At 71.3% G+C, this 14,550-nt stretch carries 11 protein-coding genes; 4 read left to right on the forward strand and 7 right to left on the reverse strand.

Annotated elements, in window-relative coordinates:
* Positions 1-40: 40 nt before the first annotated feature.
* From SMIR_RS09855 to SMIR_RS09870, 4 genes are read right to left on the reverse strand one after another with little or no spacing between them, the layout of a single operon-like run.
* Complete coding sequence (locus SMIR_RS09855; RefSeq protein WP_168495863.1) at positions 41-403, reverse strand: DUF4180 domain-containing protein; 363 nt, start codon at positions 401-403, stop codon at positions 41-43.
* A gap of 50 nt (positions 404-453) precedes the next feature.
* The gene (locus tag SMIR_RS09860) at positions 454-1,314 is read right to left on the reverse strand and encodes an ABC transporter permease subunit (RefSeq protein ID WP_248003134.1); all 861 of its coding nucleotides are present in this window, start codon (positions 1,312-1,314) and stop codon (positions 454-456) included.
* On the reverse strand, positions 1,311-2,861 hold the full coding sequence (locus SMIR_RS09865; RefSeq protein ID WP_168495861.1) for a DUF1349 domain-containing protein: 1,551 nt from the start codon (positions 2,859-2,861) through the stop codon (positions 1,311-1,313). Before SMIR_RS09865 ends, SMIR_RS09860 begins: the two co-directional genes overlap by 4 nt.
* A complete protein-coding gene (locus SMIR_RS09870) occupies positions 2,858-3,802 on the reverse strand; it encodes an ABC transporter ATP-binding protein (RefSeq protein WP_168495859.1) in 945 nt (314 codons plus the stop codon). Before SMIR_RS09870 ends, SMIR_RS09865 begins: the two co-directional genes overlap by 4 nt.
* Before the next feature lie 158 nt (positions 3,803-3,960).
* Between SMIR_RS09870 and SMIR_RS09875 the strand changes: the two genes are divergently transcribed.
* Positions 3,961-5,151 (forward strand): sensor histidine kinase, encoded by a 1,191-nt coding sequence (locus tag SMIR_RS09875; RefSeq protein WP_168495857.1) that lies wholly within the window; start codon positions 3,961-3,963, stop codon positions 5,149-5,151.
* A complete protein-coding gene (locus SMIR_RS09880) occupies positions 5,148-5,951 on the forward strand; it encodes a response regulator (protein WP_212726884.1) in 804 nt (267 codons plus the stop codon). Before SMIR_RS09875 ends, SMIR_RS09880 begins: the two co-directional genes overlap by 4 nt.
* Here the strand turns inward: SMIR_RS09880 and SMIR_RS09885 are convergent, their stop codons facing one another.
* Positions 5,952-6,998: an FUSC family protein gene (locus SMIR_RS09885; RefSeq protein WP_168495853.1), complete on the reverse strand. Its 1,047-nt coding sequence runs from the start codon at positions 6,996-6,998 to the stop codon at positions 5,952-5,954.
* A gap of 60 nt (positions 6,999-7,058) precedes the next feature.
* Here SMIR_RS09885 and SMIR_RS09890 point away from each other — a divergent pair, with 60 nt between their 5' ends.
* Entirely contained in the window at positions 7,059-7,529 is a 471-nt protein-coding gene (locus SMIR_RS09890; protein ID WP_212726885.1) for a MarR family winged helix-turn-helix transcriptional regulator, read from the forward strand.
* A 26-nt stretch (positions 7,530-7,555) separates the two neighbouring features.
* Here SMIR_RS09890 and SMIR_RS09895 read toward each other — a convergent pair whose 3' ends face one another.
* Positions 7,556-8,905: a hypothetical protein gene (locus tag SMIR_RS09895; RefSeq protein WP_168495849.1), complete on the reverse strand. Its 1,350-nt coding sequence runs from the start codon at positions 8,903-8,905 to the stop codon at positions 7,556-7,558.
* 279 nt (positions 8,906-9,184) lie between these two features.
* Entirely contained in the window at positions 9,185-12,202 is a 3,018-nt protein-coding gene (locus tag SMIR_RS09900) for a glycoside hydrolase family 3 protein (RefSeq protein WP_212726886.1), read from the reverse strand.
* A gap of 281 nt (positions 12,203-12,483) precedes the next feature.
* Here SMIR_RS09900 and SMIR_RS09905 point away from each other — a divergent pair, with 281 nt between their 5' ends.
* Positions 12,484-14,352, forward strand: coding sequence for a lectin (locus SMIR_RS09905; RefSeq protein WP_168495846.1), 1,869 nt, complete (start codon positions 12,484-12,486; stop codon positions 14,350-14,352).
* The last annotated feature ends 198 nt before the right edge of the window (positions 14,353-14,550 follow it).

Genomic DNA, 14,550 nt, shown 5'->3' on the forward strand with positions numbered 1-14,550 from the left:
CACAACACGCCCAGCCCTTCAGCCAGTGGCCCTTCCGCCGTCAGCCCTTCAGCCGTTCGCGCAGTTCCTCGACATCGGTGAGGAACCAGGTCTGTCGCCCCCGGTTGCACTCACGGACGAAGTCCCGCAGCGCCGAACTGGCCTCCGTGTGACGGGAGATGTCTCCGAGGACGACGAGTGCCACTCGGTAGTTGGCGAACTTCTGGACGATGTCACCGGCCACGCGGGTACGCAGCTGAAAGAACGTCTCGTCGAGCCGCTCGGCGGGAATGACCACCCACTGGGCACCCTGGTAGGCGGCGTTCCCGATGAGATCCAGGGCGTCGCCCTCGCCTCCGATGGTCTCGCCCTCGGCGGCACACATCATCACGGGCACGTCATGGATCGTCTGCAGGGTGCTCATGAAGATCGAGGCTAGGCGTGAAGGCGCCCTCCGGGCCACGCATTTCCCGGCTACGCGTCCCGGCGTGCGAATATCGCACCGCCCACCAGCAGCACCCCCAGCGCGTACGCCGCCAGAACCCCCAGCCCCGGCCAGGGGCCGATCGGCAGGCGGGTGAGGTCCTTCGTCGCGCGGATGGCGAGGCCCGCCGGCATGGGGGCCCAGCGCTCGAGGCGGACCTTCCAGGTGGGTGAGCCCAGGAGGTCGGACATGAGCGGGACCACGTAGAGGATTCCCAGGCCCGTGGTGATCGCCGCCGCGCTGTCGCGGAGCAGCACCGCCAGCCCCAGGCCCAGGAAGGCTATGAGGATCAGGCAGAGGGTGGAGCCGAAGGCGGCGCGGAGGGTGGGGGTGTCGGTGAGGGAGAGGAGGGGGTAGCCCGCCTCGGGGGTGAAGCCGTTGGCCAGGAGGATCCAGCGGGCCGTGGCGAGGGAGGCGAGGATCGCCGTGCCGGCCGCGATGCCCGTCGCCGCGGCCAGCACCGCCGCCTTCGACACCAGGACCGTCGCCCGGCGCGGGATCGCCGTCAGCGTCGTCCGTACCGTGCCCGTGCCGTACTCCGCCCCCATCGACAGGGCGCCCAGGACGAGGACGATCGCCTGGCCGAGCCACATACCCGTCAGGGCGAGCTTCACCGTGTCCTCGTGACAGGCCGCGGCACTCGCGCACTCGCGGGTGCTGACCGAGGACACCGCGGCCGTGCCCACGGCGAAGGTCAGGGCCACCGTGGCGGCCAGCAGCAGCCAGCTGCTGGGCAGCGTGCGGAGTTTGGTCCACTCGGCGTGGAGTGTGCGAAGTGCGGCCTGTGCGGGGTGGGCACGGAGCGAGGGCCCTGCGGGGTGGGCGCGGAGTACCGGCCGTGCGCGCCTCATACGTCCCTCCTGCGCAGGCGCCAGGCCGCGAGAGCGAGCGCCACGGCCACGTACGCGCACAGAACGGCGAAGCCGTTCCACGGGGCCATGGGGTAACAGCCGCTCTCCGGGAGGCAGTTGTGCTGCACCTGGGGGTAGTACGTCACGCCCTGCTGGACCGCGAAGGCCGCCGCCGGGGTCGCGCGCAGCAGCCAGTTCGCGATCGGGAGCGGGAGGGCGAAGGCAAGGATCTGCGGGAGGATCACAAGGACCACGACGGCCGTGATCGCGCCCGCGCTGTTGCGGAGTATCGCTCCCAGGGCGAGGGCGAGGACTGCCACCAGGGACAGCAGTGCCGCGCTGCCCACCACCGCCCGCAGGGCGGGTGAGTCGAGGAGTGACAGGTCGGGGTAGGCGGGTGGCGCGAAGCCGTGGGCACGCATCGTGCGTTGGGCCAGGGGGAAGGTGATCGCCGTGGCGGGCAGGCTGACGGCGAAGGTGACGCCCCCGATCACCAGGGCCTTCGCGGCGAGGACCCGCACCCGGCGCGGGGTCGCCGTGAACGTCGTACGGATCATGCCGCGCTTGTACTCGGTCGTGATGAACAGGGCCCCCAGGGCGACCATGAAGAGGACGGCCACGAAGACGCCCTGGAAGCTCATCTGGACGCTGTCGCCACCGGTCTCGTCGGGGGCGATGTCGCCCTGGCCGGTGAGGGTGTAGACACCGGTCGCGGAGACGGTGGTGGTGCCCGGCTCGGCGCGGGCTGGGCCGGATTGCGGGGTGTCCGGGTCACTCGGATCGGGGGCGCCCACGTCCGTGCTCGTCCAGGCGGCCGAGCCGGTCGCGGTGGCGCCGCTCAGGGCCAGGTGGTCGAAGGTCGCTCCGGCGGTCGTGCCGCCGGCCGTCTCCGACGTGCCGCCGAACGAGCGGCGCAGGTTGCTGTGCAGCGGTGAGGCGACGAACAGTCCCGCCTGTGCCGTTTTCGGCAGCTCCGGCAGGGTGACCGAGCCGACCTTCGTCCAGTGGGCGCCGTCGGAGGACTCGTATCCGGTCAGGCGGGTGCCCGAGCGGGTCATGCGCAGCCAGTGCGGGGCCGTACCGGAGGCGGCACTGCCCGCCTTGTCGTGCGTGAAGTTCCACTGGAGGCGGACGCCGTGGTCGGGGGTGAGCATCAGGGCCGCGTACGGGCTGCCGGCCTTCGTGCTCGCCTTGACCAGCACGCCGGCCTTCGCCCACGGCTCCGGGTCCCGGCCGGCGCCGCCCTTCAGGTCGGACACGCGGACCGTCACGCTGCCGTCCGCCGGGAGGGACTGGTGGACGTAGTGGAAGCTGTCGTTGACGCGGGTGCCGTCGGGCCCGACGGTGACCGGGTGCTCGTTGGAATCGTCGACGGAGCCGCTCGCGGCGAGCTGGGAGATGGCGACCGTGACCGCCGCCGCCACGACGAGCGCCAGCACCCACACGCGCACCGTCCAGAACTTGCTCCATTCCGCGCGCAACAGGCGCCCGAATCCCTCGCGGGCGGGCTTGAGCGGGGAACGGTAGGGAGTGACGGTCGAGGTCATCGGGGCACCTCGCCGTCCGTCGGGTCCGGAATCGACGTGAACTCCGCCGCGTCCCGGGTGAGCTCCATGTACGCCTCCTCCAACGACGCCCGGTGCGCGCCGACCTCGGCGAAGGGGACGCCGGCCGCGGCGAGCAGCGCGACGATCCGCTCCGCGGGCAGACCGGTGACCGTGAGGGTGTCGGCTCCGGTGACCGCGACCGTGCCGCCCTCCCGGGTGAGCAGCTCCATCGCCTCCGTGCGGGCGCCCGTGCGCAGGGCCACGCGGTCGCCGGACGCGGCGGCGAGCAGGGTGGCGACAGAGGTGTCCGCGATGAGGCGGCCACGGCCGACGACCACGAGGTGGTGAGCGGTGTCCTCCAGCTCGCTCATGAGGTGGCTGGAGACCAGGACGGCGCGGCCTTCCCCGGCCAGCCGGCGCAGCAGGCCGCGGATCCACTGGATGCCCTCGGGATCAAGGCCGTTGACCGGTTCGTCGAGCAGGAGGACCGGAGGGTCTCCCAGCAACGCGGCCGCTATGCCCAGGCGTTGGCGCATACCGAGTGAGTAGCCGCCCGCGCGGCGGCGGGCGGCCTGGTCCATGCCGACCTGTTCGAGAACCTCGTCGACCCGGCGCAGGGACAGCCCGTGCGAGTGCGCCAGCCAGCGCAGATGGTCGCGTCCGCGCCGGCTCGGGTGCAGGGCGGCCGCGTCGAGGAGCGCGCCGACCTCCAACAGCGGTGAGCGCAGGGCGTGGTAGGGACGGCCGCCGATGAGCGCGCGCCCCTCGTCGGGGGTGTCCAGGCCGAGCACGGCCCGCATGGTGGTGGACTTGCCCGCCCCGTTCGGACCCACGAAACCGGTGACCTGTCCCGGCCGGACGGTGAAGGTGAGTCCGTCGACCGCGACGGTCCGCCCGAACCGCTTGCGCAAGTCCTGGACTTCGATCGTTGCATCGCTCATGCCAGCGAGACTAGGGACGGGCGGGCCTCGCCGTCGTCCCGCCACGGAGCCGTCTTCGGCGCCCCTGTCACGAGGGACGGACCGTCGGCCGGGTCCCCCGTGTGAGGGAGAAACCCCAGGGTGACGCGCTGCGGCGCGTCCGACGGCACAATGGCGGCATGGGCGAGGACACGGCGCGACACGGCGAAGGAATCGCGGGGGTGCGGAAGTTGCTGCGGCACTTCCCCGCCTCCGTGACCTACCCGGCTGCCCTCGCGCTCCTCGCCTGCGCCGAGGTCCTGATCCGGCTCGGGGGCCTGCGCGAGAACCTGTCGCTCGCCCTGCTGCTCGGGGTCTGCACCACCCTTCCGCTCACCTTCGTACTGGGCGCCGACCGGGTCCTGCCGGCGCGGGCCGGGGCCGCCGTGGCCGTGACCTCGGCGGGCGTGCTGGCGCTGGCGCCGTTCCGCACCCTCACGCTGGCGGGGGTGGCGGCCCAGCTGGCCTCGGTGTACTGGCTGGGACGGGCGGGGGCGCCCCGGCTCAGCGGAATACTCGTCGTGCCGTACGTCGTGCTGGCCCTCGTCAGCCAGGACGACCTCACCACCCGGGTGATGGCCGTGCTGGTGGCCACGCTCGCCTCGGCGGCGGCCGCGACGGGCATCACGCACCACGTCCGCAGCGCCGCGCTGGCCCACAGCGCGACGGAGCGGGCCTTCGCGGACACGCTCCTCGCCCACGCCGCACGGGGTGAACGGGCACGTATCGCGAGGGAGTTGCACGACGTGGTCGCGCACCACATCTCGATGATCGCCGTGCAGGCCGAGACGGCCAGGCTGACCACCGCAGGGCTCCCGGCCGACGGCGCCACCCGGCTGCTCGCCATCGGGGACACCGCGCGGACCGCGCTGACGGAGATGCGGCGCCTGCTGGGGGTGCTGCGGGAGGACGCCGACACGGGGGTCAACCGGCGTCCACAGCCGGGGCTGCGCCAGCTCCTGGAGCTCATCGACGAGTCCCGGGACGCCTCCGGCTCCCGTACGCGGCTGATCGTCAGCGGGCCGGTCGCCCCGCTCGACCCGGGCATCGAGGTCACCGCGTACCGGATCGTGCAGGAGGCCCTCACCAACGCTCGCCGACATGCTCCGGGTGCCGCCGTCGACGTCGAACTTCGTTACCGGGAGGACGACTTGGCGATCCGTGTGCGCGACAACGGGCCGGGGCCCGCGTCCCCGACCGCCGGGCACGGCCTGCTCGGCATGCGCGAGCGGGCCGCCACGGTCGGAGGCACCCTGCGCACCGGGCCGGCGCGTGGCGGTGGCTTCCTGGTCGAGGCGCGGCTGCCGGTGCGGGCGGAGGCTCTCGTATGACGACCGCCGCAGAGGCCTCGGTAGCCGAAGGACCGGTCCCTGCCGTGCGGATCGTGGTGGCCGACGACCACGAGGTGGTGCGCGCCGGGTACGCCGGACTTCTCGCCACCCAGGCGGACTTCACCGTCGTCGGCACGGCGTGCGACGGCGCCGAGGCGGTGCGGGTCTGCCGGGAGCGGCGTCCCGACGTGGTCCTCATGGACGTACGGATGCCGGTCATGGACGGGATCCAGGCCACCGCCGAGCTGATGGAGCCGGAGGCCGGGGACGCGCCGCGCGTACTCATCCTCACCACCTTCGATCTGGACGAGCATGTGTATGACGCGCTCGTGGCCGGGGCGAGCGGGTTCCTGCTGAAGGACGTGACGGCGGAGCGGCTGTTCGAGGCGGTACGGGTCGTGGCCGCCGGGGAGGCGCTGCTCGCGCCCGTCATCACCCGTCGGCTGATCGCCGAGTTCGCCCGGCTCAAACCCAGGGCGCCGACGGGGACGGCGCTCGGCGTGCTCACCCCGCGCGAGACGGAGGTGTTGCGGCTGCTGGCGGAAGGGCTGTCCAACCCGGAGATCGCCGCGCGGCTTCAGGTGGGCGAGGAGACCGTGAAGACCCATGTCAGCCGGGTGCTGTCCAAGCTGGGGCTGCGCGACCGTACGCAGGCGGTCGTGACGGCGTACGAGACGGGGCTGGTCGTGCCGCGTGCGGCGGCCCCGGAGGCGTTCGGGCGCCAGGATCCGCGGGGGGAGGACATGCGTGGGATGAGACCGAGTGGGGAGGGACTGCGTGGACAGGGGTGGCGGGGTTAGTCAGGCGGGGCTGGGGGCCGGTGTGCGGCGGCGCGGGACCGGCAGAACGCAGCAGGCCGACGCGACCGCCAGGACCGCGCCGACCGCGATCGCCCCGAGACGGGTGGGCAGCAGGTCCTGCGCGTCCTGGCCGAAGTAGCCAAGGAGGAGGGAGAGGGCGGTGGTCATGCCGGCGGCCCAGTAGGCGTAGTTCAGCGGACGCAGCCACAGGGCGACGGCCAGTACGGCGAAGATCAGGACGACGGAGGTCCGGCCCGTGATGCCGGCGGCGGCCACCGCGGTGGCGAGCAGTGTGCCGGCGCAGGCGCCGACCAGGCGCTCGACTCCCTTGCGTATGACGTCGTCGCGGCCGCGGTTGCCACTCGCGACCACGTACACGGTCAGGACCATCCACGGCCAGTGGTGGTCGAAGAGGAGCCGTCCGAGGGTGAAGGCCGCGGCGACGGCGGCGGCCATCTGCCATGCCATGCGGGTGCTGGGGACGGGGCGCAGTCGGGAGGCTCGTCGGAGGCGGTGCGGCTCCGGGTCGGGCTGCCAGGGGCCGAGGCGGTCGGCGGACATCTGGACCAGCCAGACGCAGCCGCATGCCAGCAGCCCGATCACCGCCGACCAGCCCCAGCTCACCAGCGCGCTCTGGGCCCTGGGCGGCAGCGCGGGGCCGGGGACGACGAGCAGGGCGACCAGCGGCAACGTCATCAGCGTGCCCGCCTTCGTCGCGGCCGGACCGAAGCGGCGGATCCAGATGGGCAAGGAGATGGCGAGGGTGAACACCGCGGCGCCGAGTGCGTAGTGGTCGGCGATCAGGTGGCCGAGCAGGGTCGCCGCACCGGCCAGGGCGGGCAGCAGGACGCAGGCCATGAGGCGACCGCGGGCACCGGCGGTCCGTTGGGTGCGGGCCAGGGTGAGGGTCAGCGCGACCGCGAGGACGAGGACGTCCGTGTGCAGTGCGGCGGTGTCCTCCAGCCACAGGGCGAGGGAGTAGGAGAGCAGCACGGCCGTCATGGTCAGCGCTGCTTCGTAAGCATTGCGTATGTGTTTGACGGGCATGGTGCCGATAGTAGAGGGATCAAGGCTGATAAATAGTAAGTTTTAGATTACGATAAGAGGGTGGACCATCTTTCCTATGCCGCCCAGATCCGACGTGGTGTCGTCCGCCTCAATCGGCGGCTGCGGCAGGAGCGGGGCGAGGGCGGCCTCAGTCCGAATCAGCTGGGGGTGCTGGGGCACTTGCGTCGGCACGGGGCGGCGACGCCCGGCGAGGTCGCGGCGGCCGAGCGGCAGCGGCCGCAGTCGTTGACCCGGGTCTTCGCCGAGCTGGAGGCGGACGGGCTGATCGCGCGGACGGCCGACAGCGCGGACCGGCGCCAGTCCGTGCTGACGCTCACCGTGGAGGGGCTGCGGGCGCTGGAGTGGGACATGGCTGAGCGGGATGCCTGGCTGGCGGCGGCGCTCGGCACGTTGAACGAGACCGAGCGCGAGGTGCTGCGGCTGGCAGGGGCGCTGATGGACCGCCTCGCGGATACGGAGCCTCAGGAGCCTTCGTCCGGGACGGCCGAGCTTCGGAGGCCTTCGCTTTAGCGGCCTTCTTCTCGGGAGGCTCCGCTTCAGAAGCCGCCGCCGAAGTCTCCTCCTCCGCCGCCGCCGAAGTCGCCGCCACCGCCGTCCCCGAAGCCGCCGCCGAAGTCGCCGGGGTCGAAGTCGGAGCCGGAGACGTCACCGCCGCCGTAGCCGCCGAAGTCTCCGTAACCGGAGCCGTAGTCGGACGCGTAGGAAGGAGTGGCCATCACGCTGCCGAGCAGGGTGCCGACGAGGAGTCCGGGGAGGAGGCCGCCGCCGAAGTAGCCGCCCGCCCAGGGGCCGTAGGCCGGTCCGGCGTCCCAGTACGGGCGGCGGCCGTAGTCGGTGTCGACCTCGCGGACCGCCGGGGCGCGGCCGTCCGCCAGACGGGCCTGGTCCGCCGCGCAGACCGGGACCTCGCGGGGAGCGCCGCCTGCCGGGGTCCAGGTCGCGTCGGCGACCGACGGGCCGTGTCGCGGGTCGAAGAAGCAGGGGGCGCGGCGTTCGGGCAGGGGCTTGCCCTCGCGACGGGCGGACAGGAGCGCGAGGGAGAAGCGGCCGTCCTCCAGGGACTGGGTGACGGCGCGTACGTCCTCCGGGCGGTGGGCCGCGGCCATGGACGACTTCGCCTGTTCGTAGGCGTCGAGCGCGCGTTCGTAGTCGGCGCGCATCGCGTCGTCGGCGCCGGCCTCGGCGGGGTGGAAGTCGAGCCGGTCGAGTTCCTCGCCGAACGCGGTGATGTCCTCGTCGACGACCACGCGGAGTTTGTCCAGTGCTTCCTGTTGTTCCCGCTCTTTGCGCCGGCGGTTGCGGCGTACGAGGGTGTAGGCGCCCGCGCCGCCCGCCACGGCTACCGCGGCCACCGCGATGAGGGCGCCGGTGGAGACGCCGTTCCCGTCGGTCGAGCTCCAGCTCTTGGGGGCCGAGCCGTTGATGTTGGCCAGGGCGCGGTCCGCGAAGTTGTTCAGCTGGGTCTTCGCGGGTTCGCCCTGGACGCTGGTGACGAGGTTCTGGACAGCGGTGCGGGGCGTGACCGCGGTGTCGGCGCGGGCGTCGAAGCGGGTGCCCAGTCTGATGGCGTACAGGCCTGTGATGCCGGTGTCGGTGCGGAGGTTCTGGAAGAGGTTCTGGGTGGGGAAGTCCGCGGGGAGGACGGCCACGAAGACGGGCTTGTTCGCGTTCTTGATCTTCTTGGCCAGGGTGTCGGCGTCTGCCTTGGAGAGTTGTGCGGAGGCTGCCGGGTCCACGTAGACGGGGCTCTTGCGGAGGGCTGCCGCCACTGTTCCCACGTCTGTGGCCGCGTGGGCGGGGGGTGCGGTGAGGGTGAGTGCCGTGAGGGCGGCGAGTGTCAGCGCGATCAGCAGTCCGGGGAGCCCTCGGATCAGTGCGGCCTTCATATCTCCGAAGCTACCTGAACGTGCGCAAAACTGGGCATCGGGGCCGGTGGGGGTGGGGTGGCCCGAGGGGTTCTCGCCCCCGCCGCCCCTATCGATTCCCACCCCCAGGGGCTCCGCCCCCAGATCCCCACATCGGCCTGAACGGCCTCGTCCTCGAACGCCGGACGGGCTGGGGATGCGCGTAGCGCGTAGCGCCCCTCCAGGGGCGCGGGGAACTGCGCGACCAGCCCCCACTCGCCCGCAGCCCGAAGGCCGCGCGGGCGGGTGGGGGCGGTGGGGTCAGCCGGCTCGGTATGCCTCCAGGAGTTTCGTCAGTGCCTGGGTGTAGTGGGCGGTCAGGAGTAGGTGATCGGCTTCCGCGAAGGGTTTGGCGAGTGCGGGGGTGATGGTTGAGCCCGTGCTCTGCTGGACCAGGAGGCGGGCCTGGGTGACCGCGGCGCGGCCCAGTCGCGCCGAGCCGGTTCGGTCCGCGGTCCGGGCGAGGAGGGTGAGGGCCCTGAGCGTGGCCTCGCCGCCCCCGGGGACCTTCGTGAGTGTGGTCAGGCCCCAGCCGTAGGGGAACTGGGGATCGTAGGACGCGTCACCGACGTTGATCGGGAGTTGACTCTCCGACTTGGGCCAGGTGACGGGAAGCTGGCCGGTGAAGGCGCGCTTGCCGTACAGCACGTCCGCCACGCCGTCGCCCTCCGTGCCGGGCAGCCACGAGGCGACCAGGGCGTCGATCTCACCCAGGCGGTCGCCGATGAGTTGCGGGCGGCCCGAGACGATCAGGACCGCGCACTTCATGGCGGCGCACACCTTGTCCACGGCGGCCTGGTCGGCGGGGGTCAGGGCGAGGTCGTTGCCGTTGCCCACATCGCCGACGCCCTCCGCGTAGGGGGTCTCGCCCACGACGACCACACCCACGTCGTAGCCGGACGTCGGCGCCGAGGCGTCCTTCGAGTAGGTGACGTCACCGCCGGCATTGCGCATGCCCTGCAGGATCGTCGTACCGTCCGTGTGCTTCCCGGACGCGCCCTGCCAGGTGATCGTCCAGCCGCCGGTCTGGTTGCCGAGGTCGTCGGCGTTCGAACCGGCCACGTACACCTTCTGGGACTTCTTCAGGGGCAGTACGCCGGCCGCGTTCTTCAGGAGGACCTGGGACTTGGCCGCCGCCTCACGGGCGACCGCCCGGTGACCGGCGGAGCCGATCGCCGCCGCGCCGCTCGTGTCCGCGTACGGCTTCTCGAACAGGCCGAGTTTGAACTTCTGGGTGAGGATGCGGGACACGGCGTCGTTCACCCGCGCCTCGCTGATACGGCCCGCCCGTACCTCGTCGACCAGCGTCGTACGGAAGTCCTTGTAGGCGTACGGAACCATGATCATGTCCAGGCCCGCGTTGATCGACGTACGGACGTCGGACGCGTAGTCGCCGGGGATCTGGTCGATGGCCTGCCAGTCGCTGATGACGAATCCGTCGAAGCCCATGCGGTCCTTGAGCACGCCGTTGATCATGTCCGCCCGGGCGTGCATCTTCACCGGGCCCTGGCCGTCGCCGAGGATGTCGAGGGAGGAGTAGGAGGGCATGACCGAGCCGATGCCACGGTCGACCGCCGTCTGGTACGGCGCCAGGTGGACGGCCTCCAACTGCTGCCGGGTGACCTTCGTGACGCCCTGGTCGATGGTGTACGAGCCCGTCGTGGACGAGCCGTACTCCGTGCCGCCGTCGCCGACGAAGTGCTTGGCCGTGGCCAGTACCTTGTCGTTGTCCTTCAGGTCCTTGCCGTTGGCGGCGCCCTGGAGGCCCTGGATCATCGTCTCCATGGACTCGACGAGCGCGGGGTCCTCGCCGAAGGACTCGTAGGAGCGGCCCCAGCGTTCGTCGCGCGTGACGCAGAGGCAGGGGGCGAAGTCCCAGGGGATGCCGGTGGCGCGCACCTCGGCCGCCGTCACGGAGCCTGTCCGCTCGGCCAGCCGGGGATCACGGGTCGCGCCGATGCCGATGTTGTGCGGCATGATCGTCGCGCCGGTGAGGTTGTTGTGGCCGTGCACCGCGTCCACGCCGTAGATCAGCGGGATCTGGAACCGTGTCGCCTGTGCCCGAAGCTGGAAGGCGTCGATCATCTTCGCCCATGCCTCGGGGGTGTTGGGCGTCGGGGTCGAGCCGCCGCCGGACAGGAGCGAGCCGAGGTCGTACGTGGCGATGTCGCCCTGCGCGGTGAGCGCGCCGCGTTCGGCCTGGGTCATCTGCCCGGCCTTCTCCTCCAGGGACATGCGGGAGACGAGGTCGGCGACCCGCTTCTTCACGGGCAGTTTCGGGTCCAGGTACGGCAGGCCGTGGGCGTCTATGACGATCTGCGGGGTCTCGGCGGGGGCCTTCGCGCCGGTGACCGTGAGCTTCAGGGGGATCGTCTCGGCGGGTTCGGCGGACTTGTCGCGCAGCGTCGGGACCTGGATGGTGCGGGTGGCGCCGGAGGCCGTGCCCGCCGGGAAGGTGATCTCGCCCTTGACCGGTGTGTAGTCCTTGCCGGGCTCAGCGCTGCCGCCCGCGCTCTCGTAGGCGACGGTCACAGGTTCGTCGATCGGGGCGGCTCCGGTCGTGGCGACGGAGAGCTTCACTGTCGCCGTCGCTCCCTCCTTCACCGGGTGGACGGCGGAGTCGGTGGTGACGGAGGCGCGCAGGGACTGGTCGGCCTTGCCGTACAACTCGACGTCGTCCATGGCGAACCGGCCCTTGACGCCGACCGGGAGCGTGAGGGCGTACCCCCACATCTGGGTGAGGCCGAGTACCTGGTCGATGCCGCCGACGGGCTGGTAGTCCGTGCGGTAGGTGAAGTCGGTGAAGGGGATCTCGATCTGCTTCCAGCCGGTGAAGTCGTCGGTGAAGGACGTCGTCCACAGCTCGGAGGCCTCGCCGTTGGCGCCGCCGTCCTTGATCTCGAAAGCGACCTTCTTGGCGTTGTTCTGACCGTCCCACCAGAAACGGATGCCCTTGTGGGCCGACCAGTCGTGGGCCGGCTGGTCGAAGGCGAAGTCGTGGGTGAAGCCGCCGTAGCCGCTGATGTCGTAAGTGCCGGTGAGGACCTTGGTGCCCTCAGGGGCGTCGGTGCGGGTGGTCAGCGCGAGCGCGGGCGGGTCGTCGGCGTCGCCGCCCCAGGTGAACAGGCCCCCGGCGGGGGGATTGGCGAAGGGGACCTCGCCCTCGAAGCGGTCGACGGGGACGGGGGCCGGTTCGTCGGCCGTGGCCGCTCCGGCCGAAAGGAGCGGCAGCAGCCCCGTGAGCAAAGCGGCGGAGGCGAGCAGGGCGGTTCTTCGCATGGACCTTCCCTCGACTCTACGTAGTCCCTGGTGTTCCCTGACCGGGCGCCTGACGGCATCTCCGGTTGGTCTCTTACGACTTAGATCACGGCGTGAGTTAACTGGCGTCCCGGGAGGCCGTCAAGACTTCACGTCAGAACCGGTACACGGGCAATGTGCGGCCGGATCAGGGCAGTTGTTCTTTCACGCCCTGAACGCGAGACCCCTTGACGTGGACCCGAAGCCGTCATTTACTCACGGCTCGCACGCCCCCTCCCCCACACCCAGAAGGGCGACGCGTCATGAGGAGATCCACACGGGCGGTCCGGCTTCTTCTCGCCGGACTGCTCACCACCGCCGGGCTGACCGCCGTCACGGCGGCGCCCGCGCACGCCGCGGGCGAACCCGTCACGGCCTGGCTGACCACGACGGACGACGACGGCGGACGCCATGTCGTCCGCGGGCTGCAGGCCCAGACGCCGTTCGCCTTCCAGGCCGGTACCGGTGGCAGCGGCGAGAACATCACCGTCGACGAGAACACCCGCTACCAGACCTTCACGGGTGGCGGCGCGTCCTTCACCGACACCGCGGCCTGGCTGATGAACAGCAGCGGGGCGCTGTCGGCGGCCACCCGGGACGCGACGATGCGGAAACTGTTCTCGCCGACGGAGGGCATCGGGCTCTCGTTCCTGCGGAATCCGATGGGCGCGTCCGATCTCGCCCGGTACGGGTACACGTACGACGACGTGCCGGCCGGGCAGAGCGACCCGTCCCTCTCGTCGTTCTCGATCGCGCACGATCTGGCCGATGTGGTGCCGCTGACCAAGCAGGCGCTCCAGCTGAACCCCTCGCTCACCGTGATGGCCTCGCCGTGGACGGCGCCCGCCTGGATGAAGGACAGCGGGCAGCTCAACGGGGGCTGGCTGAAGGCGGAGGACTACGGGGCGTACGCCTCGTACTTCGTGAAGTACCTCCAGGCGTACCGGGACCAGGGGGTGCCGGTCTCCTACGTCACCGCGCAGAACGAGCCGACGTGCTGCTCGGGGTACCCGTCGATGAGCTGGAACGCGTCGGGGCTCGCGTACTTCACGAAGAGTGAGCTGCTGCCGAAGCTGCAGGCCGCGGGGCTGTCCACGAAGGTGCTGGCGCACGACTGGAACTGGGACGTGTACGACTCGTACGCCGCTCAGACCGTCGACGACGCGGCCGTGCGCGCGCATCCGAACTTCGGGGGGATCGCCTGGCACGGGTACGGCGGGGACGTGGGCAAGCAGACGAGCGTGCACAACCAGTACCCGGGGGTGGACGCCTTCGGGACCGAGCACTCCGGTGGCACCTGGATCGCCAACCAGCAGCGCGAGGACATGCTCAACATCGTCGACTACACACGGAACTGGGCGAAGTCGGTGACGAAGTGGTCGCTGGCCGTCGATCAGAACCGGGGGCCGCACAACGGGGGGTGCGGGACATGCTCCGGGCTGATCACCGTTCACAACGGGGACGGGGCGAGTGGGCAGGTCGACTACACGATCGAGTACTACACGATGGGGCAGTTGACGAAGTTCGTGCGGCCGGGGGCGCAGCGGGTGGCCTCTACGGCGAGTACGTCCGTGCCGAACGTGGCGTGGCGGAATCCTGACGGCTCCAAGGCGCTGATCGCCTACAACGACTCCTCGTCCGCGAAGACCGTGACCATCAACTGGGGCTCGCAGCACGCGACGTACTCACTGCCGGGGAAGACGTCCGCGACGTTCACCTGGGCTGGGGAGCAGGTCGGTGGGGGTGGACAGACCGGGGCGTTCGTGGGGCTCGCGGGCAAGTGTCTCGATGTGGCCGGGGGGTCGTCGGCGAACGGTACGGCGGTTCAGCTGTACGACTGCAATGGCTCGGACGCCCAGCGGTGGACGGTGGCGGGGGACGGGTCGGTCCAGGCGCTGGGCAAGTGCCTCGACGTCACGTCGGCGTCCACGGCTGATGGGGCGAAGGTTCAGCTCTACGACTGCAATGGGACCGGGGCGCAGCGATGGTCGTACAACGGGTCGACGGGTGACGTGGTCAACGCGGCGGCGGGGAAGTGTCTGGACGTGACGGACAACTCTGCGGTGAATGGGGCTCGGGCGCAGATCTGGTCCTGCACGGGGGCGGCCAATCAGAAGTGGGCGCTGCGCTGACAGAGCTCGCCCTCTTTCCTCGCCCCCGCCGCCCCTACCCTCCCCCAAGCTCTCGGCTTCGCTCGAGCAGGGGGGACCCCCATCATCCCCAGGGGCTCCGCCCCTTCAACCCCGCCAGGGGCGCGGGGAACTGCGCGACCAGCCCCCGCCCACCCGCAGACAAACGAATCGGGTGGGCGGGGAGCTGAGCGGGCGCGG

Source organism: Streptomyces mirabilis (assembly GCF_018310535.1).
Taxonomy (GTDB): Bacteria; Actinomycetota; Actinomycetes; order Streptomycetales; family Streptomycetaceae; genus Streptomyces.

What these genes read in the sequence shown, in the direction of transcription:
- SMIR_RS09855 (WP_168495863.1), bottom strand. Translation starts at nt 403, where the DNA reads ATGAGCACCCTGCAGACGATCCATGACGTGCCCGTGATGATGTGTGCC.
- SMIR_RS09860 (WP_248003134.1), bottom strand. Translation starts at nt 1,314, where the DNA reads ATGAGGCGCGCACGGCCGGTACTCCGCGCCCACCCCGCAGGGCCCTCG.
- SMIR_RS09865 (WP_168495861.1), bottom strand. Translation starts at nt 2,861, where the DNA reads ATGACCTCGACCGTCACTCCCTACCGTTCCCCGCTCAAGCCCGCCCGC.
- SMIR_RS09870 (WP_168495859.1), bottom strand. Translation starts at nt 3,802, where the DNA reads ATGAGCGATGCAACGATCGAAGTCCAGGACTTGCGCAAGCGGTTCGGG.
- SMIR_RS09875 (WP_168495857.1), top strand. Translation starts at nt 3,961, where the DNA reads ATGGGCGAGGACACGGCGCGACACGGCGAAGGAATCGCGGGGGTGCGG.
- SMIR_RS09880 (WP_212726884.1), top strand. Translation starts at nt 5,148, where the DNA reads ATGACGACCGCCGCAGAGGCCTCGGTAGCCGAAGGACCGGTCCCTGCC.
- SMIR_RS09885 (WP_168495853.1), bottom strand. Translation starts at nt 6,998, where the DNA reads ATGCCCGTCAAACACATACGCAATGCTTACGAAGCAGCGCTGACCATG.
- SMIR_RS09895 (WP_168495849.1), bottom strand. Translation starts at nt 8,905, where the DNA reads ATGAAGGCCGCACTGATCCGAGGGCTCCCCGGACTGCTGATCGCGCTG.
- SMIR_RS09900 (WP_212726886.1), bottom strand. Translation starts at nt 12,202, where the DNA reads ATGCGAAGAACCGCCCTGCTCGCCTCCGCCGCTTTGCTCACGGGGCTG.
- SMIR_RS09905 (WP_168495846.1), top strand. Translation starts at nt 12,484, where the DNA reads ATGAGGAGATCCACACGGGCGGTCCGGCTTCTTCTCGCCGGACTGCTC.